This is a genomic window from Simkania negevensis Z, from assembly GCF_000237205.1.
GTDB lineage: Bacteria > Chlamydiota > Chlamydiia > Chlamydiales > Simkaniaceae > Simkania > Simkania negevensis.
This window is the reverse complement of sequence record NC_015713.1, coordinates 2443854-2468668: the sequence shown is the minus strand read 5'-3', so window position 1 is coordinate 2468668 and position 24815 is coordinate 2443854. Positions and strand designations below refer to the sequence as shown.

The 24815-nt window shown below is 41.9% G+C and carries 25 protein-coding genes; 14 read left to right on the top strand and 11 right to left on the bottom strand.

From position 1 onward, the window contains the following. Positions 1 to 2 precede the first annotated feature (2 nt). Together SNE_RS11910 and SNE_RS11905 are read right to left on the bottom strand one after the other, a co-directional pair. Entirely contained in the window at positions 3 to 2972 is a 2970-nt protein-coding gene (locus SNE_RS11910; RefSeq protein WP_013944705.1) for a hypothetical protein, read from the bottom strand. 107 nt (positions 2973 to 3079) lie between these two features. After that, positions 3080 to 3286: a hypothetical protein gene (locus SNE_RS11905; protein WP_041419110.1), complete on the bottom strand. Its 207-nt coding sequence runs from the start codon at positions 3284 to 3286 to the stop codon at positions 3080 to 3082. Between the two features lie 169 nt (positions 3287 to 3455). Here SNE_RS11905 and SNE_RS11900 point away from each other — a divergent pair, with 169 nt between their 5' ends. Together SNE_RS11900 and dacB are read left to right on the top strand one after the other, a co-directional pair. Continuing rightward, a complete protein-coding gene (locus SNE_RS11900; protein ID WP_148259021.1) occupies positions 3456 to 4844 on the top strand; it encodes an ATP-dependent DNA helicase in 1389 nt (462 codons plus the stop codon). Then, a complete protein-coding gene (gene dacB, locus SNE_RS11895) occupies positions 4829 to 6238 on the top strand; it encodes a D-alanyl-D-alanine carboxypeptidase/D-alanyl-D-alanine endopeptidase (protein ID WP_013944702.1) in 1410 nt (469 codons plus the stop codon). Before SNE_RS11900 ends, dacB begins: the two co-directional genes overlap by 16 nt. A gap of 94 nt (positions 6239 to 6332) precedes the next feature. On the opposite strand, the gene SNE_RS11890 is transcribed toward dacB, so the two are convergent. From SNE_RS11890 to SNE_RS11860, 7 genes are read right to left on the bottom strand one after another with little or no spacing between them, the layout of a single operon-like run. After that, entirely contained in the window at positions 6333 to 7031 is a 699-nt protein-coding gene (locus SNE_RS11890; RefSeq protein WP_013944701.1) for a glycosyltransferase family protein, read from the bottom strand. Next, the gene (locus SNE_RS11885; protein ID WP_013944700.1) at positions 7028 to 7753 is read right to left on the bottom strand and encodes a glycosyltransferase family protein; all 726 of its coding nucleotides are present in this window, start codon (positions 7751 to 7753) and stop codon (positions 7028 to 7030) included. The genes SNE_RS11890 and SNE_RS11885 overlap by 4 nt, the downstream gene beginning before the upstream one ends. After that, positions 7750 to 8502: a glycosyltransferase family protein gene (locus tag SNE_RS11880; RefSeq protein WP_013944699.1), complete on the bottom strand. Its 753-nt coding sequence runs from the start codon at positions 8500 to 8502 to the stop codon at positions 7750 to 7752. The genes SNE_RS11885 and SNE_RS11880 overlap by 4 nt, the downstream gene beginning before the upstream one ends. Next, on the bottom strand, positions 8499 to 9233 hold the full coding sequence (locus SNE_RS11875; protein ID WP_013944698.1) for a glycosyltransferase family protein: 735 nt from the start codon (positions 9231 to 9233) through the stop codon (positions 8499 to 8501). Before SNE_RS11875 ends, SNE_RS11880 begins: the two co-directional genes overlap by 4 nt. After that, positions 9230 to 9937, bottom strand: a complete 708-nt coding sequence (locus SNE_RS11870) for a glycosyltransferase family protein (RefSeq protein ID WP_013944697.1) — start codon at positions 9935 to 9937, stop codon at positions 9230 to 9232. Before SNE_RS11870 ends, SNE_RS11875 begins: the two co-directional genes overlap by 4 nt. Before the next feature lie 26 nt (positions 9938 to 9963). Then, positions 9964 to 10689, bottom strand: a complete 726-nt coding sequence (locus SNE_RS11865) for a glycosyltransferase family protein (RefSeq protein ID WP_013944696.1) — start codon at positions 10687 to 10689, stop codon at positions 9964 to 9966. Continuing rightward, the gene (locus SNE_RS11860; RefSeq protein ID WP_013944695.1) at positions 10686 to 11429 is read right to left on the bottom strand and encodes a glycosyltransferase family protein; all 744 of its coding nucleotides are present in this window, start codon (positions 11427 to 11429) and stop codon (positions 10686 to 10688) included. Before SNE_RS11860 ends, SNE_RS11865 begins: the two co-directional genes overlap by 4 nt. Positions 11430 to 11474: 45 nt before the next feature. On the opposite strand from SNE_RS11860, the gene SNE_RS11855 reads away from it, so the two are divergent. Beyond that, positions 11475 to 11897, top strand: coding sequence for an NUDIX hydrolase (locus SNE_RS11855; protein WP_013944694.1), 423 nt, complete (start codon positions 11475 to 11477; stop codon positions 11895 to 11897). On the opposite strand, the gene rpsT is transcribed toward SNE_RS11855, so the two are convergent. Further along, positions 11894 to 12184, bottom strand: coding sequence for a 30S ribosomal protein S20 (gene rpsT, locus SNE_RS11850; protein ID WP_013944693.1), 291 nt, complete (start codon positions 12182 to 12184; stop codon positions 11894 to 11896). The two genes, SNE_RS11855 and rpsT, sit on opposite strands and share 4 nt — an antisense overlap. A gap of 95 nt (positions 12185 to 12279) precedes the next feature. Between rpsT and SNE_RS11845 the strand changes: the two genes are divergently transcribed. Further along, positions 12280 to 12741, top strand: a complete 462-nt coding sequence (locus tag SNE_RS11845) for a DUF3592 domain-containing protein (protein WP_013944692.1) — start codon at positions 12280 to 12282, stop codon at positions 12739 to 12741. A gap of 16 nt (positions 12742 to 12757) precedes the next feature. Here the strand turns inward: SNE_RS11845 and SNE_RS11840 are convergent, their stop codons facing one another. Further along, positions 12758 to 13444, bottom strand: coding sequence for a competence protein CoiA (locus tag SNE_RS11840; protein WP_013944691.1), 687 nt, complete (start codon positions 13442 to 13444; stop codon positions 12758 to 12760). Positions 13445 to 13595: 151 nt separating this feature from the next. Between SNE_RS11840 and SNE_RS11835 the strand changes: the two genes are divergently transcribed. The 10 genes from SNE_RS11835 to SNE_RS11790 all read left to right on the top strand — a co-directional run bounded on the left by SNE_RS11835 (position 13596) and on the right by SNE_RS11790 (position 24751). After that, positions 13596 to 15260 (top strand): RNA polymerase sigma factor, encoded by a 1665-nt coding sequence (locus SNE_RS11835; protein ID WP_013944690.1) that lies wholly within the window; start codon positions 13596 to 13598, stop codon positions 15258 to 15260. 157 nt (positions 15261 to 15417) lie between these two features. Then, positions 15418 to 17382, top strand: coding sequence for a hypothetical protein (locus SNE_RS11830; protein WP_013944689.1), 1965 nt, complete (start codon positions 15418 to 15420; stop codon positions 17380 to 17382). Positions 17383 to 17467: 85 nt separating this feature from the next. Next, positions 17468 to 17659 carry a hypothetical protein gene (locus SNE_RS11825; protein ID WP_041419108.1) on the top strand — a complete coding sequence of 64 codons (192 nt, stop codon included), beginning with the start codon at positions 17468 to 17470 and terminating at the stop codon, positions 17657 to 17659. A 128-nt stretch (positions 17660 to 17787) separates the two neighbouring features. After that, positions 17788 to 18195 carry a hypothetical protein gene (locus tag SNE_RS11820; RefSeq protein WP_041419107.1) on the top strand — a complete coding sequence of 136 codons (408 nt, stop codon included), beginning with the start codon at positions 17788 to 17790 and terminating at the stop codon, positions 18193 to 18195. A gap of 32 nt (positions 18196 to 18227) precedes the next feature. Beyond that, complete coding sequence (locus SNE_RS11815) at positions 18228 to 18647, top strand: hypothetical protein (RefSeq protein WP_013944686.1); 420 nt, start codon at positions 18228 to 18230, stop codon at positions 18645 to 18647. Positions 18648 to 18703: 56 nt separating this feature from the next. Continuing rightward, complete coding sequence (locus tag SNE_RS11810; protein WP_013944685.1) at positions 18704 to 19339, top strand: cyclase family protein; 636 nt, start codon at positions 18704 to 18706, stop codon at positions 19337 to 19339. Between the two features lie 232 nt (positions 19340 to 19571). Beyond that, complete coding sequence (locus tag SNE_RS11805; RefSeq protein WP_013944684.1) at positions 19572 to 20708, top strand: Lpg1974 family pore-forming outer membrane protein; 1137 nt, start codon at positions 19572 to 19574, stop codon at positions 20706 to 20708. 360 nt (positions 20709 to 21068) lie between these two features. Next, a complete protein-coding gene (locus SNE_RS11800) occupies positions 21069 to 22220 on the top strand; it encodes an Lpg1974 family pore-forming outer membrane protein (RefSeq protein ID WP_013944683.1) in 1152 nt (383 codons plus the stop codon). A gap of 149 nt (positions 22221 to 22369) precedes the next feature. Next, positions 22370 to 23599: an Lpg1974 family pore-forming outer membrane protein gene (locus SNE_RS11795; RefSeq protein ID WP_013944682.1), complete on the top strand. Its 1230-nt coding sequence runs from the start codon at positions 22370 to 22372 to the stop codon at positions 23597 to 23599. 30 nt (positions 23600 to 23629) lie between these two features. Then, entirely contained in the window at positions 23630 to 24751 is a 1122-nt protein-coding gene (locus SNE_RS11790) for an Lpg1974 family pore-forming outer membrane protein (RefSeq protein ID WP_013944681.1), read from the top strand. The last annotated feature ends 64 nt before the right edge of the window (positions 24752 to 24815 follow it).

Genomic DNA, 24815 nt, shown 5'->3' with positions numbered 1-24815 from the left:
ATTTATGCGATGCTGTAGCATTCGAATTCAAGGGCTGGAAAATGAGCCTCGTAGTATGTTTTGAAGTAAGCTGTTCCTTGCTCTTGTAGCTCTTTGAGTGAACTATAGTTCACGCGGCCTACGTTATCATCCTCAAAACTGTACGTTCCGTTCTCTTTGTCGAAAATTAGATTGACTGCATGTGCTTTGTTTGTACTTGAGTTGCGCAGAATAAGTACCACTTGTTTGTACTTGAGATCACTGAAAGTTTCCATCTCTTTTGCAAGAGTGTCATAGGAAGGGACGTTGTGCGTGTAATGATGAGCTAACCCATACTCAGAGCAGTTCTGTTTAATCGCTTGGCTTGCTTCGTCCCAGGTCATTTCGCCTTCTTTTGCTTTCTGGTACTTGCGCTGGACTTGGTTTTGATAGTATCTTGTTCTTTCAGTACTGCCCATCGGTAGAGAGTTACGGTCAAGTTGAGGGTTTTTCAGGTACTCACTCATGCGGTGGAGTGAGTTGTTATAACAAACCCCTCCGCCTAGATTAGTGTTTACTTGGTCTCCTTGATTGTATGGGGCTACAATGTGATCAATGTTGTCGAACAGCCAAAAGTGATTCTCTTGAAAAAAGCTTTCATAACTCCCTGTAAATACATCGGCAGCATCTGTTTTATGTTCTTCAACCCTCTCTACAAGGTAGGGATCAAGCGCGCCAAGAGGAATATGGTCAATTGCTCCAAAATCGAATGAATCGAGAAAACTTTCTTGGCAATATTGAACATACGCTGGAAATTGTCTGCGTGGATCCATGTAGGAATAGTTGGTCAGCAGCTCCGAAAATTTTCCACCTGTGTGAGAGTCATAGACTGTTGCTAATTTAATCCATGATTTTTCGAGGTCTGGTAGGACAGTTTCCCTTGTGAAGAGTTCAAAGGTCTGGATGAGGGCTGGATAGTGTGCTGCGAAATTGTGACTTAATGCTGGATTAGGTGCATGAATATCAGTAAAGCGACGGAAACGCATTTGTTTTGCATTGGCTGATTCAGTTGCTAATGCGCGTTGTGCTACAGCGTCTAGTCGGTCTGGTGTAGCAACGGATTTTTTGAGAGCTTTTAGAAGTTCCGATTTGGCATTAATGACTGTTGGTTTTTCTTGAGCTTGGTATTGACGTAGTTGGACTTTTGAGAGGTTGTGCTTTTTCCCAAGAAAGTTCATGAAAACGTGCTCTTCATCAGAGATGGCGAATGGAGTGGGGTCTTGGAGTGCGTCAAGTGCTTTTTCAAGATGCTTGAACTCGGCTTGATCTCCCGAAATGGAGCGAAGTGTTCTGATTTGACGTTTGATGTCAGAGATGTTTTCACTCAGAAACTGTGATTGTAAATCTAAGGACCCAAGTTTTTCTTGAATGATTTGTATAGATTTTTGTCGGCGAACTTCAGGTGATATTTCTTTTTTTGCAGAAACATGGGATATTTTGGGAGTTGAATTTTCTGATCCTGATCCTGAAGCGCGCTTTTCCCACATGGCAAAAACGCCGCTTTTTGCTTTGGGTTCTACTTTCGGCTCTGGTTTGGGTATTACAAGTTCGGGTTCTGGAATGGAAAGTGCTTCGCGTAGGGCTTTTGCAGTGGGTTCGAGACGTTTTCCGTCTCCATGTTCTTGAAACTCAGTTTGAATTTGGAGAACAGCTTCGTAAAGGGCCATTTTCTCATCTTGCTTGAAAATGGGATGATCGAATGATTGAATTGCTTTTTCAATGTACTCATGAATACTAGTTGCAACTTGCTCTCTTCTTTCTGGACTGCTAAGGTTTTTAATTTTTCCTGGTGTATAGGCTACGAGGGGAGCGAAATTTGGATCTGTTTTTTGAAATTTTGCATTCCATAGGTTGATCATTTCGTTGTGAGAATTTTCTAATCTGCTTTTTTTATCGCCTGAAATCACTTTAGATTTGAGTTCAATGCACTGGTCTAGTAGGGGCTCAAGAGCTGTGAGCTCTTCTCTTGTTGTCGCTTGTTGAAGCGCTGGAATGAGGTGATCACGTTCAAATGCTGTCAGCTTTTTGGCAATTGGAGCAAGTTCTCCTGAGATAGGCTTTGATAAGAGTTCTGTTAACTCTAGAGGAAAGCCACTTTTAATTCCTTTATGTAGGCCAAGTGTTGTTTCTAAGGTATCGATGACTTCATTTAATTCGGTGCCATTTTCTCCAAATTCAGCTTGGATTTGTAAGTAAGCGTGATAGATGGTAACTTTATCATGTGTTGTCATGTGGGGGCCATCTGCGATGCCTCCAATCTGTTGTTGAAGCTCTGTTAACTTTGAGACGATTGTGGCTCTTCTCTTGGGGTTTTCTAAGTTGGAAATACTTCCCGGCTCGTATGCAAGCAGAGTTGTATATGTAGGGTTGGTCACCGTGTATGTATAGTTGTAATTCGCAATGGTGATTTCTTTGAGCTTATTAAGTATGCCTTTTGGATCGGCATCTGCAACTTTTGGAGTGATTTCAAAGATGAGTTTTACGAGAGGGCGGAGGGAGGCAAGTTCTTCTCGGGATTGGGCTTGCAGAAGCGCAGGATTTAAAACATTTTTTTGAAATCGGTAGATTTGTGTTGCGATACCCGCTTGATCTTCTATGGTGCCTTGTTCAGCAAGATCTTTTAGCTGAGAGACGAAAGGATGCTTCAAAACGTCTTGGTTTTCAGGGGATAAGTTCTTTCTCAGATCGACTAAAAGGTCCATTGTGTAGAGAGCAACTGAAAATGGGGTGCCTTTTCCACCGTCTTCGAGTTTGGAGTTGATCAGTCCAATTTTTTGAGAAAAAGTGGCGATTGCTTCGCTATCTACCTCTTGATCAGTTGTTTGTAAATGAGAGATGACCGAAGAGACAACAGACGAGATTGTCTTTAGACCCGATTCTTTGATCGTTTGATTCTCTGGATTAAAAGAACAAATTGACTTAAACGTTGATGATTGAGTGACATCTGTACTCATTTACTTCCCCTTATCTTATATTCCTATTAATATAATTTTAATTATAACAAAAATTTTAATTAATAGGAAGAAAAGGGGCGTTATTTATTCTCTTAAAAAAGAATGGGTTAAGAAAAAAGTTTTTCGTCTGGAGTTCCGACTAGCGCTCTGTTTACAAGTGACTGAGAATCAGTAGCTTTTCTTTCGTCTTTCACTTGTTGCATAAGACTCTTGAGTTTAGCTCTCATATCTTCTGAGCTTGGACGGAAAGGCTTGTCCTCACGAGTTGTTGTAGTATTTGTTGCTTGGCTTGTTACATTTCCAACTTGAGTCATTTTAAAAACCCTCATATGAAGTTTAATTAAGGAAAAGCATAGTTCAGGTATTTTATTCTTTTCAAGTATAAATAGTTTAAGAAAAGTTTATGATCCTGCTCGATAATCATTTTTTTTCGGAAAAAAAAATGATGTGTTAGGATGGGGCAAATTTTTTGGAGTGTCGATTTTGAATGACGAGATTGTCATAGATCAACTTGTGGCAGACAATGTTGGTATTCCTGAAGCTGCTGAAATGATGGAAGCTGTAAGGCAAGGCCATCTGTGCGTGCAAAAAGTGATTCCTACTGCGCGTGAACTTCATGGGGATGAAGAGTGGTTTGAAGAACCGATCGGTCAGTGGGGTGATTTAGCTTATTTTCAACGGTGTTGGGTCATGGAATCGCGTGTTGTGCGTGAACTGAAGCGCCTTATCATGGATGTCAAGCCGATTGACATGATGGGGATGGGTTCATTGAATGAAGGGCAGAAAGAAGCAGTTAGTAAAGGGCTTCGCGCGAGTGTCTTTTGTTTATCGGGTGGGCCTGGAACAGGAAAGACGCATACGGTTGCCGAACTTGTGGGGCAATTTTGTGATGCAGGTGGAAAGGTACTTGTGGCGGCCCCTACAGGTAAAGCAGTTGCGGAGTTGATGCGCAGGTTAGGAGATGTAAAGGGGGGGACGTTGCACCGGTTGCTCGGAGTCCGGAGTGTGAGCGATATTTTGTGGGGAAAGAAGAAGTTAGATGCGGGGATGGTTGTTGTGGATGAGTGTTCGATGATTGATGTAGGAATGTGGGGAGCTCTTTTCAGCACAATTCGGGAAGGAACCCGTTTGATTCTTGTGGGAGATCATGATCAGTTGCCTCCTGTTGAGGCGGGGACGGTCTATGGAGAAATCTGTGGCTGGATGAAGGAGTGTCATCCTGAGTGTTATGCTCATTTGGATGAATGTATGCGGAGTGATCAGGTGGAGATTTTGGAAAAGGCCGCGTGTGTAAAAGTGGGGAAAGCAATCGAGGCGAAAAGTTTGAAGGGACTAGATGTGCGAGAGTGGAAAAAGCGGTTTAAACAGGGTGGTTTTCGGATTTTGTCGTGTTTGCGTGAAGGACCCTACGGAGTAGAGGCAATCAATCGGGAACTTTTTGAAGCTTTTCGCAAAGAGTATCAGGGGGGAGAGTGGCGCATTCCTGTCATGGTAACACGGACGAGTTATGACTATGAAGTTTGTAATGGAGAAATGGGTGAGTGGGTGAAACAGACTGGATCAGTAGAGCTTGAAGCAGAAGATGTGGTCGAGTTTGGAGATAAGGTGATTCCAGCTGTCTTATTGCCGGGACTTGAGTTGGCATATGCAATATCAGTGCACAAGAGTCAGGGAAGTGAATATGATCATGTGGCACTGCTGGTTCCGCCGGGATCTGAAATTTTTGGCAGAGAAATCCTCTATACTGGTATAACTAGAGCCCGTTTGTCTCTCGAAATTTACGGCGAGGCAGAAACAATAGAACTTTGTGTGGCGCAGTCGGCCCAAAAGTTGTCTGGAATCAGGAGAAAGTTGGAATGTTTAGACGTGTAATTTTTTTACTCATTTTTGCAGTTGCAGCTCAAGCAACATCGGTCCAAGATCGGACGGCATATATACAAAGCGCAATTGAAAAGACGATTGAAACGGCAGATCCGACAGCTCAAGTGGGAATTGAAGTGGTAGCGCTAAATGGAGAGCTTTCCTATGAAAAGAATAGCAATAAGCGCTATGTTCCAGGCAGCAATGTGAAACTTTTTGTCGCCGCTGCCGCTCTTGATCTTTTAGGGGCTAACTATCAGTTTGAAACACGGATGATGACTGATGGTAAAGTGAAAAAAGGTGAACTTGTTGGGAATTGTTATTTGGTGGCTTCAGGGGATCCTTCACTTGATGTGGCAGGACTTGAAGAAATCATCCACCTCATGAAAGAAAATGGAGTTGATCGGATCAAAGGGGATTTGATTCTTGATTTATCTGTATTCGATGACATCACCCAAGGACCTGGTTGGATGTGGGATGATACAGACACTTATTGTTTTTCTCCGCTTAATGGGATCATTTTGGAACACAACTGCATTCAATTTACTGTCAAGCCAGGTAGCGAGGCTGGTAGGCCCTGTTATGTCGATTTGTATCCTCGGTGCGGTGCAATCAGCATTCTCAACCGGTCTGTCACAGGAAAAGGTGGAAGCAACGTGAGTGTAGAGCGTCTTTATGACGGACGCTTTGAAGTTGTGGGATCATTGGAAATTGGGGATGAGCCGAAAGAGTTTATGCAACCTGTGCGTGAGCCTCATGCGTTTGTAGCCGATGTTATGAAGGTCCTTTTCAAACAAAATCAGATTGTTTTTGATGGGGAAGTCAAAGTGGGAATGTGTGTGAAACATGTGAAAGAAATCGGAATTCACCGCTCAAAACCCCTTTCCGAGATCTTGATCCCCACGCTCAAAGAATCGGACAATTTATATGCTGATGCGCTCTTTAAAAAAGTGGGAGAAGTGCGCTATGGAGCTCCAGGATCATGGCAAAAAGGGAGCCGCGCTGTACGAGACTTCTTAGAACAAAAAGTGGGATTAGATATTGGCGAAATGATTGTTGTCGATGGGTGCGGTGCTTCCCGCTACAATTTGGTTTCAGCGCATCAAATGGTTTCGTTTTTAAAGTGGGTACACGACAAGTTTGTTTACCGTGATGCTCTAAAAGCTGCTCTTCCGATTGGTGGAGTGGACGGGTCGCTTAAAAAACGGATGACCGCTCCGTTTTTGGTTTCAAAAGTCCGCGCGAAAACAGGAACAATGACAGGAGTTTCGTCTCTTTGTGGTTATTTGAACGACGAAATCGCCTTTGCGATTTTTGTAAATGGTTACGTCAAGTCAGGCCGTGAAATCAAAGGCAAGATCGAAGACGAAATTTGTCATGTGTTGCTGAATAGCGCTGTTGAATGAGAATCTTGCTCTTTCAATTGTTAAAGAGATGTAAAAAGTTCTATTTTAAGAACTTTGACAGAGAGATATGAATTGGTGCCAAAAAGAATCGGTCTTACTGAAAATTTGGACTGTAGATCTTTTCAAACATCTCTTTTTTAAAGGCGCCGGAAAAGTGGATGATGAAGGTATCATCTGTAATTCCGTGTTGGAACCGACGGTTGAAGATTGTGGGCATGTCTTTGATGGGAAAGTTTTGCGTTTGGATGAGGTAATTGAGAACGTCTTGGTCACCGATAAATTTGTGAGTTGTCGTTGTCGTTGTATCTGCCCACTCTTGGATGAGAGGGAGCTTGGTTTGAAAGCTAATGACGCCTGAGTTGAAGATGGATTTGTCATAGCAACGGCACATGGCAAGACCAGATTCGTCGGAGGCTTCCATGAGAGGAGTGAGGGGTTTGATGACAAAGGTATCTAGATCAAGCCAGATGGTTTGATCAAAGGGGCTTTGGGTGATGGCGTAAGGTTTTTGAAACCAAACTTGGCGTGAAGTCCAAATGATATCTGTGTAGGTTTGTTCCCACTCTATCCATAGCTTGGGATCGACGTCTTCTTTGGGAACGGGGATATTTTGGGGAACTTTAGGGTCAATGATTGTTCCTCTTTTTTCACACCAAATACGTGCACTTTTCGACATGCCAAAGTCACAAAAAGCAACAGGATAAGTGTTGGTTTGTGAGTAATAATGCCACCAAATTTTGAGCATCCATTCGTGGGGTTCGTCACACCCAGTAAGAATTCCTTCTGTTTTCATTGAAGCTGATGGGGGTTATAGATTTTACGGTACAATTCTGACTTTGCGACATTACCAAAGTGCACAATAAATGTATCGGGGGAAAGGTCGGATTTTGGTTTTGCGTTATAGATAGGAGGGAGGGGAGTGACGGGAACTTGGTCTTCGCAAATCAGCCTACTTAAAATTTCTTGGTCGCCTAGGAAAAGGTGGTTCCATTCTTTCGTTTTTTCTGCCCATTTTTTTATCAGAGGATGATTTTTAGTGTAGCCAATGAGGCTTGTTGCGTAGGAAACTTCTCTAGGAAGTAGCTTGGCTGGGTTGTAAATGCGAGAGTGCTCTTGAGTCAGCGCGATGCGGTAAAGGTTGAGTTCGAAAAGAGGGGAGAGGGGTTTGATGATAAAGGTATCGATGTCGACCCAAAGAGTTTGTTCATAAGGTGTTTCTAGGAGAGCAAATGGTTTGTAAAACCAACACTTACGAGCTTCCCAAGGATTTTTGTAAGCGACTTCCCATTCCCGTTTTTTTGAAAGTTCGATTTTTGCTTCCCCTGTAGGAACACCTTTTGGCACAGATATAGTCAGGACGTCTCCTCTTTTTTCGCACCAGAGACGTGCACTTTTTGACATGCCAAAATCCATGAAGGTGACAGGGTGGGTGTTGGTTTGTGAATAGTAATGCCACCAGAGTTTAAGCATCCATTCGTAGCGTGCGTTGGTTCCTGTGATGATGCCTTGACTCATGTGGGAGGGACTCCGAGCTTTTTGAAAATTTGGTCTTTTCCAATGTTTGTAGCGTAGTGAACAATAAGGGGATCGGGATAGGAAAATTCAGGGTAACCAGGGATGTAATTGTAGTAGGTTGAGAGTTCGTAAATGTTATACTGCTCTTCATGAATTGTCCGATTGAGAATATCTTGATCGGAAAAAAATAGGGTGTTGTATTTTTTGCAGTTTTCTAACCATTTTTGGATGACAGGTGAATCTTTTCTGTAAGCGATAACGCCTGCTTGATAGGCAGACTCTTTGGGATGGAGAAGTCCGAGATGGAGGCGGAGGAAATAGCCTTGAGGAGTGTCTTTACAAAGAGCAAATCCGTCTTCAGATTTTTTGAGCGCAGTAAAAAAGGGGGCGAGAGGTTTTTTCACTTGCGCATCGAGATCGATCCAAATGGTTTCTTCAAAGGGTGTATGGGGAATGACAAATGGTTTGTGAAACCAAGCTTTGCGCGCATTCCACGAAGCGTTTTTATAAAGAGGTTCCCATCTTTTGAGTAGGGTAGGGTGGATCTCTTCACGCGGAGCGATGAAGTCTTCGGGAAGATCAAGTGAAAGAACAGTTCCTTTAGTTTCACACCAATTGCGGGCACTTTTGGTCATGCCAAAGTCACAAAACATTATAGGATAAGCATTATGAGCAGAGTAATGAGTCCACCACCATTTTAACATCCACTCGTGTCTTTCGTCACATCCTGTGAGAATTCCTTGTTTCATATCACTCCTGTTTTAAGGTTGATATAAAGAGTTTGTTTTCCTGTATGGGCAAAATGGATAATCGCTACATCGTCGCGCCAACCACTTGTTAAGCGCCAATTATAAATTTCAGGAAGCTCTTTGATCGCAACGTTTTCTTCGTGTGCCATACGAATGAAAAGGTCTTGATCTCCCATAAATTCTGCAGATTTTTTCAGGCAGTTATCAGCCCAACGTTGAATAAAAGGATTGTCTTTTTTATAGCTGATGATTCCAAGATTGTAGACAGCTTCATCTTGCTTATAATAACCATATTTTTTTCCTGTAATGATTCCATGTTCAATTTCAGGAACAACTGCGATTCCCGTTTCTTCACAAGCATCAATAAGAGGTTTGATGGATCGGATGACGAATGTATCTAGATCAATCCATGCTGTTTTATCATAGGGAGTTTTGAGCATTGCCTGAGATTTTGCAAACCACAGCGGGCGAGAAGGCCAAAAATTTTGATGTGTCGTAATGATGTTCCAAACTTTTATTTTTTCTAGATCAATTTCTTCTTTTGAAGCGGTTGTAGGGGGTATAACAGTTATCACTTGTGCATGTTTTTCGCACCAGATACGTGCGCTTTTCGACATGCCAAAATCAATAATAGTGACAGGATAGGTGTTGCTGTTTGTGTAATAATACCACCATGTTTTGAGCAACCACTCTTGTTTTTCATCGCAACCTGTAATCACTCCACATGTCATGAAGAAGCTCCTATTTTAAGTTTTTCAAGGAGGGTCGATTGTCCCATTTGACTCGCGTAGTGATAAATGACATCATCCGATTCGCCGATAGCCGGATGGATACGGTTAAATGTGGAAGGAAGGAGGATAACAGGAACTTTTTTTTCAAAGATGAGCCGACTGAGCAGGTCTTGATCTCCGAGCGCGGTTGTTTGCTTTGCTGCCTCAGCCCAAAGAGAGAGGAGGGGGGCATTGGCAGGGTAGACAATCACGCCTGTGTTAAAGCTCTTCGCATCTTTCGGGATGATGCCGGAATTTTTTTCTGCTTCTTCACGAAAAAAAAGTTCAGGACAAAGAGCAAAAGTGTCTTTTGGACACTGATTGAAAAGAGGGGTCAATGACTGTTTTACTTCAGCATCAATGTCGATCCAAATGGTTTCATCATAAGGGGTTTTTAATAGAGCTTGAGGTTTAGAAAGCCATGTTTTTCGTTTTATGCGCGCAAATGGTGAAGCGCAATCAGGAGCAGCGCCTACTTCGGTGGGGGTAAGAGTCAGGACCTGCCCTTTGGTTTCACACCAGTTTTTGGCGCCCTGAGTCATCCCAAAATCGATAAATGTCACGGGGTATGAATTACACGTTTGGTAGTGATTCCACCACCATTTAAGCATCCATTCATGGTTTGAGTCGCATCCGGTGAGGATGCCTTGGCTCTTGTTGATCATAACACTCTTATACCCGGTCTTTGTAATTATGCAAAAGTGTGAGACTGGAGAATTTGATTTTTTCCTTGCACAAATGGGTGGTGGTAGATGACTAAATTTTCAGGAAGAGGACAATCAGTACAAGGAGCATAATTGTAGCCACTTGGGAGGATTTCAAAGGGAATCTGTTCTTCGTAAATGGTTCGGTTAAGTGCATCTTGTTCGGAAAAAAACATGTCATTGCGTTTCAGACAATTTTCAATCCACTTTTTTAATAAAGGAGAGGTTGATTGGTAGGCAATTACCCCAGTGAGAAAAGCGTTTTCATCGGGGAAAAGTAATCCTTTTTTGCGCCGAATTGCAATGCCACGCGGAACATCTTGGCAGATGGCAAAGTGAGATTTTTTCAGGAAATCAAAAAGAGATGTCAGAGGTTTTTTCACCTCGGCATCGACATCTATCCAAACCGAGTGCTCAAACGGAGTCAATGAGAGGAAAAGGGGCTTTTTAAACCAAATCTCTCGATCATTCCAAATCTCATCGGGATGTAAGTCTTGCCATTTTTCTTTTTGATCTCTAGTGATTTGTTTTAGGAGATGGTCTGATGCTGATAAAACAGTTCCTTTAGTTTCACACCACGTGCGTGCACTTTTGGACATCCCAAAGTCACAAAAAGCAATCTGAAGATCGCAATGCGTTTTGTAGTGATTCCACCACCATTTAAGCATCCATTCATGATGAATATCACATCCAGTTAAAACACCTTTTTTCATAACAACCCAATTGGTAGTTTTGTATAGAGAACTTGTTTTCCGCGATGCGTCAAATGAATAATCACCACATCCTCTTGCATTCCATCGCATAGGCGCCAATTGTAAATGCGTGGTAGGACATGAATTGGTAATTTTTCATCGTGTGCAAGTTTTGCAAAGAGATCTTGATCACCAAGAAACTGATCAGTCTTTGTCAAGCAAGCATCAGCCCACATCTTCAAAAAAGGATGGCTTTTTTTGTAGCTGATGATTCCCATATTATAGACCGATTCATTTGGTCCATAATAACCCACCTTTCGCCCACGTGTAATGCCTATTTCTGTTTCAGGAACAAGGGCAATCCCTGTTTTTTCGCATGCTTGAATGAGTGGAGTGATGGGTTTAATGACAAAAGTATCGAGGTCAATCCAAGCCGTTTTTTCATAGGGACTTTGCAGTAAGGCTTGTGGTTTTGCAAACCAAAGGGGGCGTGCACTCCAGTAGTTCGAGTGTGTTTGATCGGCATCCCACGCTTTGATTTTTTGGGGATCGATTTTCTCTTTTGGCGTTACTTCTGGTAAAGAAACCGTGATGACCGGAGCCCTTTTTTCGCACCACATGCGAGCACTTTTCGTCATCCCAAAATCGACAAATGTCACAGGGATGGAATTGGAAAGAGTGTAATAGTGCCACCACGTTTTGAGCATCCATTCGTGGTGTTCGTTACATCCTGTAAGGACGCCTTCAGTAATTGTTTGCATATTACAATATATAATGGGAAGATGAATTAATCAAAAGGAGTGCACATGTATACCAACCTAATTGATGAAGCGAAAAAGGAAGGGATCGAAAAAGTTCATGTTGCAGCTCTTGTCCGCAATGCAAAAAATCAAATCCTTTTAATTGAAAAGGTCTTACAAGCAAAACCAATTTATGAGTTTCCAACGGCCGATCTGAAAGAAGGTGAAACCATTCAACAAGCGTTGCAGCGAGCTGTTTTAGAAGAAACTGCAATGGAGCTTGGAGAGGTGAAGGCCTACCTTGGTCATTATGATGTGGGACAAGATAGATATTACCACTTTGTCACAGAAGTGAAAGATCCTTGTTCAATCGAACAAAATACGAAAATTGCTTACGCTTGGCTAGAAACGCAAGAAGCAGTAGGCTATCCGATTACAGATGATCTTCGAGAAATGTTAGACGTGTATGCTAAAATGCAACAGACTTAAGCTGATTTCTGCTGTAGAGAAGAAACTTGTGACTTAACGCGCGCTGCTTTATTTTGCTTATAGATGCCTTTTTTGACTCCTTTATCCATCAAACTATAGACGGTATTAAGGGCCGACTGCATCATTTCTTTTTCACCAGCAGAAAGCGCTTTTTCAAAAGCGTTGATCGCGGTGCGCACTTTAGATTTGAACGAGCGACTTATCGCACGCTTTTTTGTGTCTTGAATGATACGCTTTTGGGCGGTTGGGGTTTTCTTTTTCTTTGCTTCTTTTTCTGCTTCAGCCATTGTTATCTCGAAGGTAAGAATTTTTCAATAAAACTACATTGGAAAAAAATATACCAAGATTGCGATAATTCGTCAATTTCCAAGGAAGATGGCTGATGCTTTCAAAAAACGTCTTTAAAATTTTGTTTTTTCTTTCAGGTGCAGTGGCTCTCTATATGGCATTAAATTTCTTTACAGATTTACACCGGTATTTCCAGCTTTCTCTCGATGTAAAGGCCCAATTCGACAATTGGGATGTAGAGGAAGTGCGGTCGGGAAAGTACATTGTCGTAGCTTCCTATCAATATAAAGTGGGAGAGGCAACCTACCACCATAAAACCCGGATTACTAAAGCTGTTTATCCAAATATTTACTTAGCAAAAGACCATATAGAAAAGTGGAAAGAATCTCAAAACTGGGCCTGGGTGAACCCTAAAAATCCTCATCAAGCGGATCTTTTCCGCCCATTTCCATTGAAAAAGGGGATCCACCTCCTTCTAGCCTTGGGTATTCTTTTCTATTTTCTTTGGCTCAACATTTATGCTCGTAGAGTCCATCCAGAGGTAACCCCGGAGTGACATTTAGCGGAAGATACTACTGAGCCGCCTGCTTCAAAATGAGATAATAGAGAAAACGCCCCCAGTTTTTAAGTTGCTTTGGTAATTTGGACTTTTTAGGGGGAGAGTTGGGTCGTTTTTGGGGAGGATGTCCAATATCGATGGGGTGGGGTGGCCCTTTTTCTACCCGGATTCCGGATGAGAAGATCTCGTATTGATCGTAAAAAAAACCACGTCCTTTAGCATTGATCGATGTAAAGAAAGCGTGAGAGGGGCGTAAATAGTTTTCAGCGGCTGAAAGTCTTTTTCGGTTAAACCGATAGTCGTGTAAAACCCAAATCACTTCGTACCCTTCTGAGCCATAATCGGCCATACGTTCTTTGACTTCTTGAAGTGAAATCGGAGAACATTGGACTTCGAAAATCCGTTTTTTTGCCTCCCAGACAACATCGGCAACCCGATTGATTGTGGGAAAACGTTTTTCTAAAACCGCTTGCCCTTCAGGGAGTGATTGAAGAATTTTTTTTTGGATCGTGAGATGAGTCTCAGTTTTTCTACTTTGGCGACAAAAAGAAGAGGGACGAAAATGAAAAAAATGTTTGCGCCGATGGAGACCTTCCTTGACGCGTAAACGGCCATGACATTCAGGGCAGCGGTAATCCTTTCCTTTAAGGGCTTCTTCTGCAAAAATGATTTGTAACTCGTCGTATGCGAAAAATTGCATCTGTTAGAACTTGACTTTTAGGTGCAGCCCTTACACAATACGAGTCCACGTCATTTTAATGACACAGGTTTTCTTTGATATTTAAAGCAAAATCTTGATACATATATTGAATGCACGTGACCATAGGGCCTAAAAACTTCTCCAGGAGAGCATGAGTAAATCCTCTTTTAGTCAGGGATTTGATCCTCAACATCAACAAAAAATCGAAGAACTCGTAGCCATTGCTAAAGAGCAAGGGTACATTACATATGAAGAAATCAACGAAATTCTTCCGATGAATTTCGATTCGGCGGAACAAATCGACGAAGTGTTGATTTTTCTCAGTGGAATGGACATTCAAATTCTCAACCAATCTGAAGTTGAGAGACAAAAGGAAAGGAAGAAAGAAGCAAAGGAAATGGAAGCCCTTCCAAAACGGATGGAAGGAAGTTCTGATGATCCTGTGCGGATGTATCTTAAGGAAATGGGTTCGGTTCCTCTTCTTTCTCGTGAAGAAGAAGTGGAAATTTCGAAACGGATCGAAAAAGCTCAAATCCAAATTGAAAAAATCATCATGCGCTTCCGTTATTCGACTCGTGAAGCTATTTCAATTGCCCACTATCTGATTACTGGTAAAGAGCGGTTTGACAAAATCATCGCTGAAAAAGAGATCGAAGACAAAAACAGCTTCCTCAAACTCTTACCCAAGCTGTGTGACCTTCTTAAGAAAGAAGATCATATTTTGGAAAAGCTTCTCCTTCAAACTCAAAGCAAAGATCTTGGAAAAGTTGAACGGGTTAAGCTTTCAGAAGACATCGAAAAGTGTAACATCCGTACGCAAGCCTATTTAAGACGGATGCATTTTCGCCACAACATCACCGAAGACTTTGGCGAGGTCATTTTAACATCTTACGATCGTTTCCTCGCTCTCGAAAAAGAAATTCAAGAGCTTGTTCCTCGTGCTGAGAAAAACCGCTTTGCAAAAGCAAAACTCTTAGCTGCTGAGCGCAAACTCACAAAGCGAGAGCTTGCTGCTGGCCGAACGATTGATAAATTTAAGAAAGACGTCCGCATGCTTCAACGGTGGATGGACAAGAGCCAAGAAGCCAAGCGAGAAATGGTTGAATCGAACCTTCGTCTTGTCATTTCGATTGCAAAGAAGTATACCAATCGTGGTCTTTCCTTCCTTGATCTCATTCAAGAAGGAAACATGGGCCTAATGAAGGCTGTCGAAAAATTCGAATACCGTCGTGGATACAAGTTTTCAACTTATGCGACGTGGTGGATTCGCCAAGCTGTCACACGTGCGATTGCCGATCAAGCGCGCACCATTCGTATCCCAGTCCACATGATCGAAACGATCAACAAAGTCTTGCGCGGTGCGAAAAAACTCATGATGGAAACAGGCCGTGAGCCGACTCCAGAAGAGCTTGCAACCGAACTTGGGCTCACGCCTGAGCGAGTGCGTGAGATTTACAAAATCGCGCAACATCCTATCTCTCTTCAAGCCGAAGTTGGAGACAGTGGTGAAAGTCAGTTTGGAGATTTCCTCGAAGACACGACCATTGAGTCTCCCGATGAGGCGACAGGCTACTCGATCTTAAAAGATAAGATGAATGAGGTCCTTTCGACTCTCACTGATCGTGAAAGAACGGTGCTTATTGAACGATTTGGCCTCCTTGATGGGAAGCCCAAGACTCTTGAAGAGGTTGGAGTGCGTTTTAAGGTCACACGTGAGCGGGTCCGTCAAATTGAAGCTAAGGCGCTCCGCAAAATGCGTCATCCTACTCGTTCTAAGCAACTTCAAGCTTTCCTCGATATCATCGAACAAGAATAAGATAAGTTAGCATTTACATTTTTGTGATTTTCACTCGCATCTTCCTCTCGGAAGATGCGACACCTAGAATCACGTCTCATTTTTGAAGGTGTTTGAGTATAAACATTTGCAAATTAACATTTTTTTGTTGTATACTATTTCGAAAAAACGGTAAAAAATGTCAGTAACAAACATAAATAATTTGACTCAAAACGTCATTCAAGTTCAAACAAACTCCAATGCGTTCCATCTAGATGCTAAACTTGAACTCAAGCAAGGTCCAGGACCTCTTCCTGCGGCATTTGAAGTCTACTCTACTTTGCTTGAATCTCACATTCTTCCCTTACGTGACGAGAGTTCTCTCAAATCCATGCAAACTTTATGGATCCGACTCGGACTGCTCTACAAAGATCACCCATTGAACCTTAAAACTTCTATTTGGATTCGAAGCTCTCTTAAAGATACACCTAAAGAGTATGCGGAAAGGCTCCAAAAGATCATGACGATTTTTTATACTGTGAAGGATTTTCTTCGAACCCAAATGGATAAATACAATTATCTTTCAAAAACCGAAGAGCTTGTTGTGTCACTTAAAACCGAGCATGGAATAGATATCATTGACCTTCCTGGATTTGGTGGATCCACTATTTGGTCTTTTCCTCCAGAAATGACAGCAGAAGAATGTGCTCTTTTAATAGCATTTACCTCGTTTAAGGCAAAGAGGAGTTCGACTATTTGTGATACATCACGAGGGGCGGGTTTCTATGGAGTTGTGGGGGATAAACCTGAAGCGGCAATTCTTTTTTTACAAAGGTTTTTAACTCATAGCGATTTAAAAGTCCAAAAACTTGCGCAAGCTCTGATTCGTCAAACGCAAGGTGATCAACTAGCAAAAGACACACGGAACCTTCCTTATTGTGCTTTAAGTAAAGAAAGAGAAGAAAAATTTAGATTTAGTTGGGATAGTGACATTAGACAGTTTTTCCCAAGCCTCAAGACTGTTGAGGAAACCAATGATAAGTTTTTAAAACGTTTTGAGGGTCTTTCGGTTTTTCATTACGAAGGAAGTGTCAGACCAAAAGAGTTTGAAGATTGGGCTCAATCTTTAGAGCGGCTGAGTCAAGAAGTTGAGCAATTCAGCTCATTATACGGCTTTTTCTCAAAAGAACTCTCTCGCATTTTTGCGAGTTTTCCCAAAAAGGAAAAAAGAGATTTGCTTTCATTAAAAAAAATATATGGCGAACAAACTTTTTTACCTACGCCAATCGAATTTGGTCAAATTCGATCAATCGAGAAAGTTGTACTTATTGGGGAAGAGCAAATCCATCAAGAAAGCGATTTTTTGCCAGAAAGTCTAAAAACGTCAAAGAAAGTAGGTGGTAGAGCTTCTTCTAAATCCTCAAAAAACAAGAAAAAACGACAAGTCGCCTTCCGTTTTCCCGAAAGTCAAGAACCAAGTTCTTCTTCATCGCAAAGTAGTTCTTCTACGACTCAAAAAGCTTCATCTTTTGAACGAAATGATCCAAAAGAAAAAGAAGAAGCAAGCTTATCTCTTGTTGAATCCCATCAAACCAAAGCAGACTGGAAATATTCTCTTGGAATCCAAGAAAATACCATTCGATTACTATATGCTATCCATGTGAATCGGTGGTTTAACTCTCCATTAAAAACACTTGAATCTGATGAGTATCGGAATCAATCTGTAGGTTCTAAAGCATGGGCTCTTTTTGTTCACACATTTCCTCGTTATATCGACCAATTTGTAGGGACACAATTTTCACATAAAGGTGAGTATGATAATCCCAGGACAACCCAAAAAGATACTGTCTACTCTATTCCTGTAGAAGTCAGATTAGAGGATAACACCGTTGTACGAGGGCTTTGCCAATACGCAATCGATAGTCGAACAAACATTTGCTATCACCGTTGTATACGAAAAGAGCATCCAGATCAGTTTGTTCAAATGTTTTTAAACCGGAAGGTCTGGAGTCAAATAGATGCATCCGAGCTAAAGGTAAGCGATAAAGCAGAAAAGTCCAAAGACAAAGAGCAAGAATATGAAGTGACATATGATTCATTACTAGGACTTGTTTCGTTTGTCGCAGATAACAATATTTGGAAGATTTTCCGAGTTGAGACTTAATATCCTCTTGAAGCAATTCGAAGGATTCTTTGACATCATTGAGCAAGAATGATATCCTCTTGTCTCTAGTTTTTAGGAGGTTAGAATGGCAATATCTTCCGCAACATATCGTGTCTCAGCCCAAAAGCTGACAGACGACTTTCATTTAGTTTGCCATGGGCCTTTCCTAAAGTCATTAAAAGTAAATACCAAAGAGTTTGACGAAAGCCTTAGCAAAAATGGGGCTGACTATAAACCCTCTTCAAACGCCTTTATATATGACACTCAAAGGGGGTGAGGCAGAGGAAATCATAAGCGCGCTTTCTAACCTACAAAATGCAAGAGATGCTTGGAAATTCTATGTAGATCAAGGCTATTTGATAACAATTGTTAGATAAAAATTTTAGGGGGAGATGGGAGACTAATATGGCAGTTCAACAATTTCAATACGTTCGTTATACGACGACACACTTATTCGATCATTTTGGAATAACACCTCGGGAACCATTTGTTTCAAGTGACCGTCCCTATGCTTTGCCCCCTATCCAAGAAATAGAGATACAATTTCCTAAGGGGACCACGCTCACAGATGATACTGTAAGAAAGCTGGTCAATCGATGGGTCGATGTTTTTGACGCTGAGGGTACGTACATGGAGCGCCGGATGGCATACACTTTTTCAGCTGCCCCAGTTGATCCAATAACTTTTGATACTGTAAATGTTTCAACGGAAATCGGTGTTAGATTTAAAGAGGCTTGGACGAATTTTAAGGCTATGAAAGAAAGATGGCAAGCCTATAAAGATCAAGGGTTTTTCATCCAAAAGACCAAGTAAGAAAAACAATAGGGGAGGAAGAGGAGAATTTTATGGCAATTCAGTTTCAAAAGATGTGTTTTACAACGCCCTTCTTGCTTAATCAATGCGGGGTGCAGCCTCGTGAACCTTTTCAATTCTCACCAAATGCAAATCCTAATTCTTTCAGCACCATGAGTCCTATTAAAGAAATAGAAATGCACTTTCCAATCAACCAAACTCTTAGCAATTCCCAAGTAGGAAAACTCGTCGATCTATGGGCAAATGTCTTTGCAGCTGATTGGAACTATAAGATCGCGCTGTCAACTTATCTCTATTTAACTCAGCTTCCTACTACCCCGACATATGAATCCATCAACCCAAACACAACTGCTGGCAGTAAACTACTGAAGATCTGGGATGACTTGGTAGCAAGCAAAGCGGCATGGCAATTTCATGAAAGCCAAGGGTTTTTTATCCGAAAAACTAAGTAGTGTCATGACGACACTCTCTAAGTAGGTTGATTTATTTGTGAAAATCTCTTATCCCTATGGGGATGAAAATCTGGGATGTCACACTTACCTTAACTGAAAAAATGCCTGTTTGGCCTGGTGATCCTCAGCCGCAATTTATAAAAAAAATGCAGCTTGAAAAAGGGGATATTGCCACAGTCTCCTATATAAAGATGGGGGCCCATACAGGCACACATGTTGATGCTCCCTGCCACTTTATTAAAGGGGGAGGGGGTGTCGAAACCCTTCCACTTGAGATCTTAGTAGGCCCTGCTTTGGTCATTGAAGCATTAAATATTCCGTTGATCACAAAGGAAGTGTTTGAAGCACATGACATTCCGAAAGGGACGGAGCGTTTGTTGATTAAGACCGATAACTCTGAGTATTGGGTCAAAGGGGTATTAGAATTTGATAAATCTTATGTTGCCATTAGTGAGGATGGGGCCAAATTTCTCGTCGAAAGGAAAATCAAGCTTGTTGGACTTGATGGGTTTTCGATTGCGCCGTTTGATGATGTTGTTCCTACGCACGAAGTGATCCTTGGGGCCAAGATTGTCGTGATTGAAGGGTTAAATCTATCCGAAATCAACGCTGGAACTTATACTCTTTGCTGTTTGCCAATTAAAATTGCAGGCTCAGATGGAGCTCCTGCTCGAACTATTTTAATGAAATAGTATTTTTCTATCTTATATATATAATAGACATTGAGCTTATTTTCTACTCTATTAATTTAGAAGAGGTTAGGTAAGCATTGCTTTGATTCTTTTATATATTAAAGAATGTATAAACAGGTCGATCGTTAATAAATAATCACTTAAAAATAAAAAAAAACCTTTAAGAAATGGCAGAATTTTCTTATACGAGGAAGTTAGATGAATGATATAAACAGCTTCTTGAGGTAAGAGGATGAAAGTGAGGTCTTTAGGTAAATTAATAGCGCCTATCGTTGCGATCGCTACTTCAAATGCTGCCTTTGCTGCGATGGATCGGGAGGCTCGTGTCACCGAACTAGAAACCCAAATGCAGCAAGTGCGCACTGAGACCGCGATGGACACGTATGGAGCGAATACCGCTTTAGCTCGGCCATCAGTCGAAAACCCTTATAAATGGTTTGTGACTTTAGATGTGCTTTATTGGCGGACTAAAATTGGGGGAACAGAGTATGCATACTCGGATCAAGATCCAACAGCATCTCTTCCGCTAAAAGGACGTACCAAGCAAATGGAGTTTGATTGGGATTGGGGACTACGTGCTGGTCTCGGATACAATTTTGATCATGATGGTTGGGATTTAAGAGCGCAGTACACATGGTTTGACACAAGTGGTAGTGATACAACTCGTGCAGGGCTTAACAGCTCGATCGTTCCTTTAAGAGGGTCGGCCCTTATTCCTGGAAATAACCAAGAGTTTGTCTTTTGTGCGCATGCCAAGTCGCAATATGACATGGACTATCAAGCAGTTGATGTCGAGCTTGGTCGGGATTACTATGTGAGTTCGAAACTATCGTTTCGTCCTTTCTGGGGGCTCAAAACAGCTTGGGTTGATCTTGAGCAAATTACCCGATATACTGGAGGAGTTCCAGACGTGAACAACCCAGACTTTCTTGGATTGGATCGTAATACAGTCCATCTCCGAGAAAACTGTGATTTCTGGGGTCTTGGACCACGCGCTGGTTTAGATTCTCGTTGGTACTTAGGCGAAGGATTCAGCATTTTTGGAAATATTGCAGGTGCCCTTCTCTATGGATACTTTGATGTAGATCATAAGGAAAGATACACTGGAAATGAAAACGCACGGATTCGTTTACATGCAGATCGTCATGCTTTTTCTCCGACTGCACAGATCCAAATGGGCCTAAGATGGGATTCGTATTTCCATGAGAATAGACACCACTTTGGAGTTGGGCTAGGATTTGAAGCTCAATACTGGTGGAGAATGAATCAAATGCTTAAAGTTGACGATGCTACTACTTTAAAGTACGAGCGTTATTCAGAAGACTTGAGTATGTATGGATTGACACTCGACATGAAATTTGATTTCTAAGCGAGTTGATTTCTATCTAGCGATTAAAAGAAGCCCTCATTACTGAGGGCTTCTTTTTTATTCAGAATATGTTCTCACTTTCAATGATTTATGATTTTAATAGAATCTATTAGAATTAATTTTCATTTTAAATTCTGTACAAATAATTAAATTACCCTTAGGTATGGAATTAGAAGGAAGAAATACCTATTTGGCAGCTTCCGGTAACGACTTGTGGCTCCGATAAAAAAGGGGCTTTTAATAAGGTTTGAAGTAAAAATAATAAAAAAAATCATAAAAACACTTCAATAAATGCGCGTTATCATTTATATGAAAAATTAGAGTAAAAGAAGATTTAATCTAACCCCCTTGAGGTAAAAGATGAAAGTGGGCTTTTTAAGGAAGATTCCGATCGCCATCGCTTCCCTTTTGGCTACATCCGCAGCATTTGCTGCTATGGATATGGACTCTCGGGTCTCGCAACTTGAGAGCCAAATGCAGCAAGTGCGTACCGAGACTGCCATGGGAACTTATGGTGCACAAACAGCGACTGCCCGCCCAGAAGTGGACGGCCGTGGCTGGTTCCTAACTTTAGATATACTTTATTGGCATGCTAAAGTTGGTGGAACAGAGTTTGCCTATTCTGACAACGATCCTGCCGCAACCCTACCAATCCGAGGTCGTACCAAAGATATCGACTTTGAGTGGGATTGGGGTGTTCGTGTTGGATTAGGTTACAACTTTGCACATGATGGTTGGGATGCATATCTGCATTACACATATTTTGACACAAATGGAAGTGATTCGTCACGCGGTGGTCTCAACAGTACGCTTATTCCTCTTAGAGGAGCAGCGCAAATTGTTTCGACAACAGCAAGTCCAGACGATCTGTTTATCTTTTGTGAAAGTGCCAAGTCTCAGTATGACTTAGACTACAACGCACTTGATTTAGAACTTGGGCGCGCTTACTTTGTGAGCGGTCAGCTTTCTTTCCGCCCTCACTGGGGTTTGAAGACTGCTTGGATTGATCAAGAACAGATCGCACGTTATACAGGTGGAAACCCTGTGGTGAATCCAAACGGAGGTGACAATCTAGGTCTTGGAGTGAGTTCAGTTCACATTAAAGATGACTGTGACTTCTGGGGACTTGGGCCACGTGTAGGTGTCGAGTCAAAATGGCACTTAGGTTATGGATTTAGCATTTTTGGTAACATTGCCGGTGGACTTCTCTTTGGTTACTTTGATGTAGACCACAGAGAGCGCTGGACTGGAAATGAAGACAACACGATTCGCTTACATGCGAACCGCCATGCGTTTTCTCCAACAGTTCAGTTTCAACTCGGACTACGTTTTGACAAGTATGTGCACAACAATAGACAACATATTGGTGTGGGACTTGGATACGAAGCCGAGTACTGGTGGAGACAAAACCAAATGCTTAAAATCGATGATTCTGCGGTCCTCAAGTATGAAAGATACTCTGAAGACTTAAGTTTCCACGGTTTGACTCTTGATATTAGGTTTGATTTCTAAAAGAAACTCGCTAAAATCAAGACCTAAAAACGGTAACGGGATGCTCTAGCATCCCGTTTTTTTAGTGTTTCAACAAAAGCGTTTTGAAACAGTCTTTGAGAAAAATATCTTTTTGGCGTATACATGTGGTGTAAATTTTAGTTTATGCCATGTTTCGAGCGTTAGTCCTTCTATTGTTTTTACCGTTGACTCTTTGCGCAAGCGTTAACGATGTGATCGGAAATTATCCCACTCAATCCTCAAGTAGGAGTGCAGCCTCTCTTCCCATTAACAATGATGTGGTCTCATCGATAGAGACGATAACCCCTTCGCTCGGCCCCATTTCGCAGCGAGGGTACGACTTTATTGTCGATGCTGAGTTTCTGTATTGGTATGCAAATGTCACTCAGCTTCCCTACGCGAGAGAATATAAACTTGCCCCTGTTGGGGATTCAACAGATCCAACAGTTGCCACACTGATCCCTGTTGATTTCAAACAACTTGATTGGGGGTGGGACCCTGGGGTGCGTTTAGGATTCGGCGTTGTGACAAATCATGAAGGTTGGGAAGTCTATTCGAATTGGACCTACACATATAATAGTGTCTCGGACGTATCTTCTGTACCCGATTATCTCGGAAGAGACTTTTTTTCTACGAATGTGAATCCTCCAGGAACGAAAATTTTAACCTCTCCTTGGCTTTGGCTCCCTAACCGCGATCATTTTAACCGAATTAAGGCAAATTGGGCTCTTCTCTTTAACCAAATCGATCTCACTATTGGACGCCATTTTTGGCTCAGTTCGCGTCTCTCTGTTCATCCTTTTGCAGGAATCCGTAGTTATTGGGCACGCATGCATTTTAGTGTGGATGCTTTTCGCCCTGGAATCAATAATCCTGCATCTATACAGAATCAGATTGATTCGAAAAACACATTCAAACAAAAGTCATGGGGTGTTGGGTTGCTAGGAGGTTTGAATACAGCTTGGCATATCACCGATCATTGGAGTGTTGTTGGAATAGTAGATCTTGCGCTCACATATGGTAAAACAATGGTGCATTCAAGAATCGATAATCTTCAAATTCAATTCTCGCCACAAGTTCCTTACCGCAATGTTCATTTGCAAGTAGATGATAACCTTTACCGTTTACAATCATTTGTAGATCTGAGCTTAGGGTTTCGTTGGGAGACGATGATTGATGAAGTCTATCGGCTTCTTTTTGACCTAGCATGGGAAACACACTTTTTGCTTAACTTTAGTCAATTGTTTTACGGGACATATCAAACAGGAGCAACGACGAATCCATTTGTGACACTTCCGAATGCGTCAACAGATCTTCCGTCATCAAAGGGAAATTTAACGATGTCCGGTGTTGTATTGCGGGGGCGATTTGAGTTTTAAGGAAAAAAGATAATAAGATGCAGGTTAGATATGAATAAAAAACTTTGTTTCCAATTTTTGACAATGTTCCTCATCCCACTTGTTGCATGGGCTGGGCAATCGTCTCCTGCAGGCGAAATCACACCTTCTGTTGGACCGATTCCAGGCTCTAATGGGAATGTTAGAGTTGATGCAGAGTTTTTATGGTGGTATGGCAGTGTCACCGATCTTTCTTATGCGATCAAAGGGAAGACTGTTGCAACAGGAGATGCCGTCAATCCGGCTCAAAGCGCTGTTTGGACACCTTCAAAAAAAGAAGAGTTTGATTGGTCATGGGATCCCGGTGTGCGAATTGGGCTTGGATTTATAACAGATCACGATGGTTGGGATGTTTATTCAGATTGGACTTATTTCTATAATAGCGTCACAGACAGTTCATCAGTGCCACCATTTAATGATTCAAACTTAGCGCAAGCTGGTCCCTATCCTCTCGGAACAAGGGCTTTCACATCTACCTGGTTTTTAACGCCTAATGGGGAGTTTCTTAGCAGAGTAAAAGCGAAGTGGGCCGTCCTTTTCAATCAAATTGACTCAAGATTGGGTCGCAGTTTTTGGATTAGCCGTTACCTATCGCTTCAGCCATTTTTTGGTGTGAGAGCTTACTGGTCTCGGATGTATTTCAATGTTCATGGAGACCGTCCTGCAAGAGTCAATGCAACACTTTTTAGCACAAGTTCGACATATGGGCAAAAATCGTGGGCAGTTGGACTATTAGGAGGAATCAATACCGCTTGGCATATCAATCCTAATTGGAGCATTTTTGCAAACACAAGCATTGCGCTTGCCTACGGGAAGTCCTGGATTCGTCGCAAGAGTTCTCAGCTCGAGATTGACCAAACAGGGGTGACATTGGGGAATCTCTCTGCGACAACACAAGATACAATCTACCAAACGCAGCCGTTTGTTGATTTAGCAATGGGCGCAAGATGGGAAAAGACTTTTAAAGAGTCGTTCCGCTTGCTCTTTGATTTGGGATGGGAGACCCATTTTCTTATAGACTATAACCAACTTTTCCGTGGAACAGAGCCTGTGATTTCCTTCACAGATTTACCTTCTACAAACGGAAATCTCACCCTTTCTGGGCTCACAGCTCGAGGGCGAATTGATTTTTAAAACCTCTATTGAATTGGTTTACCTGAACTCTAAGCTTCTTTCACTCATTATCAGGGATTTTTCT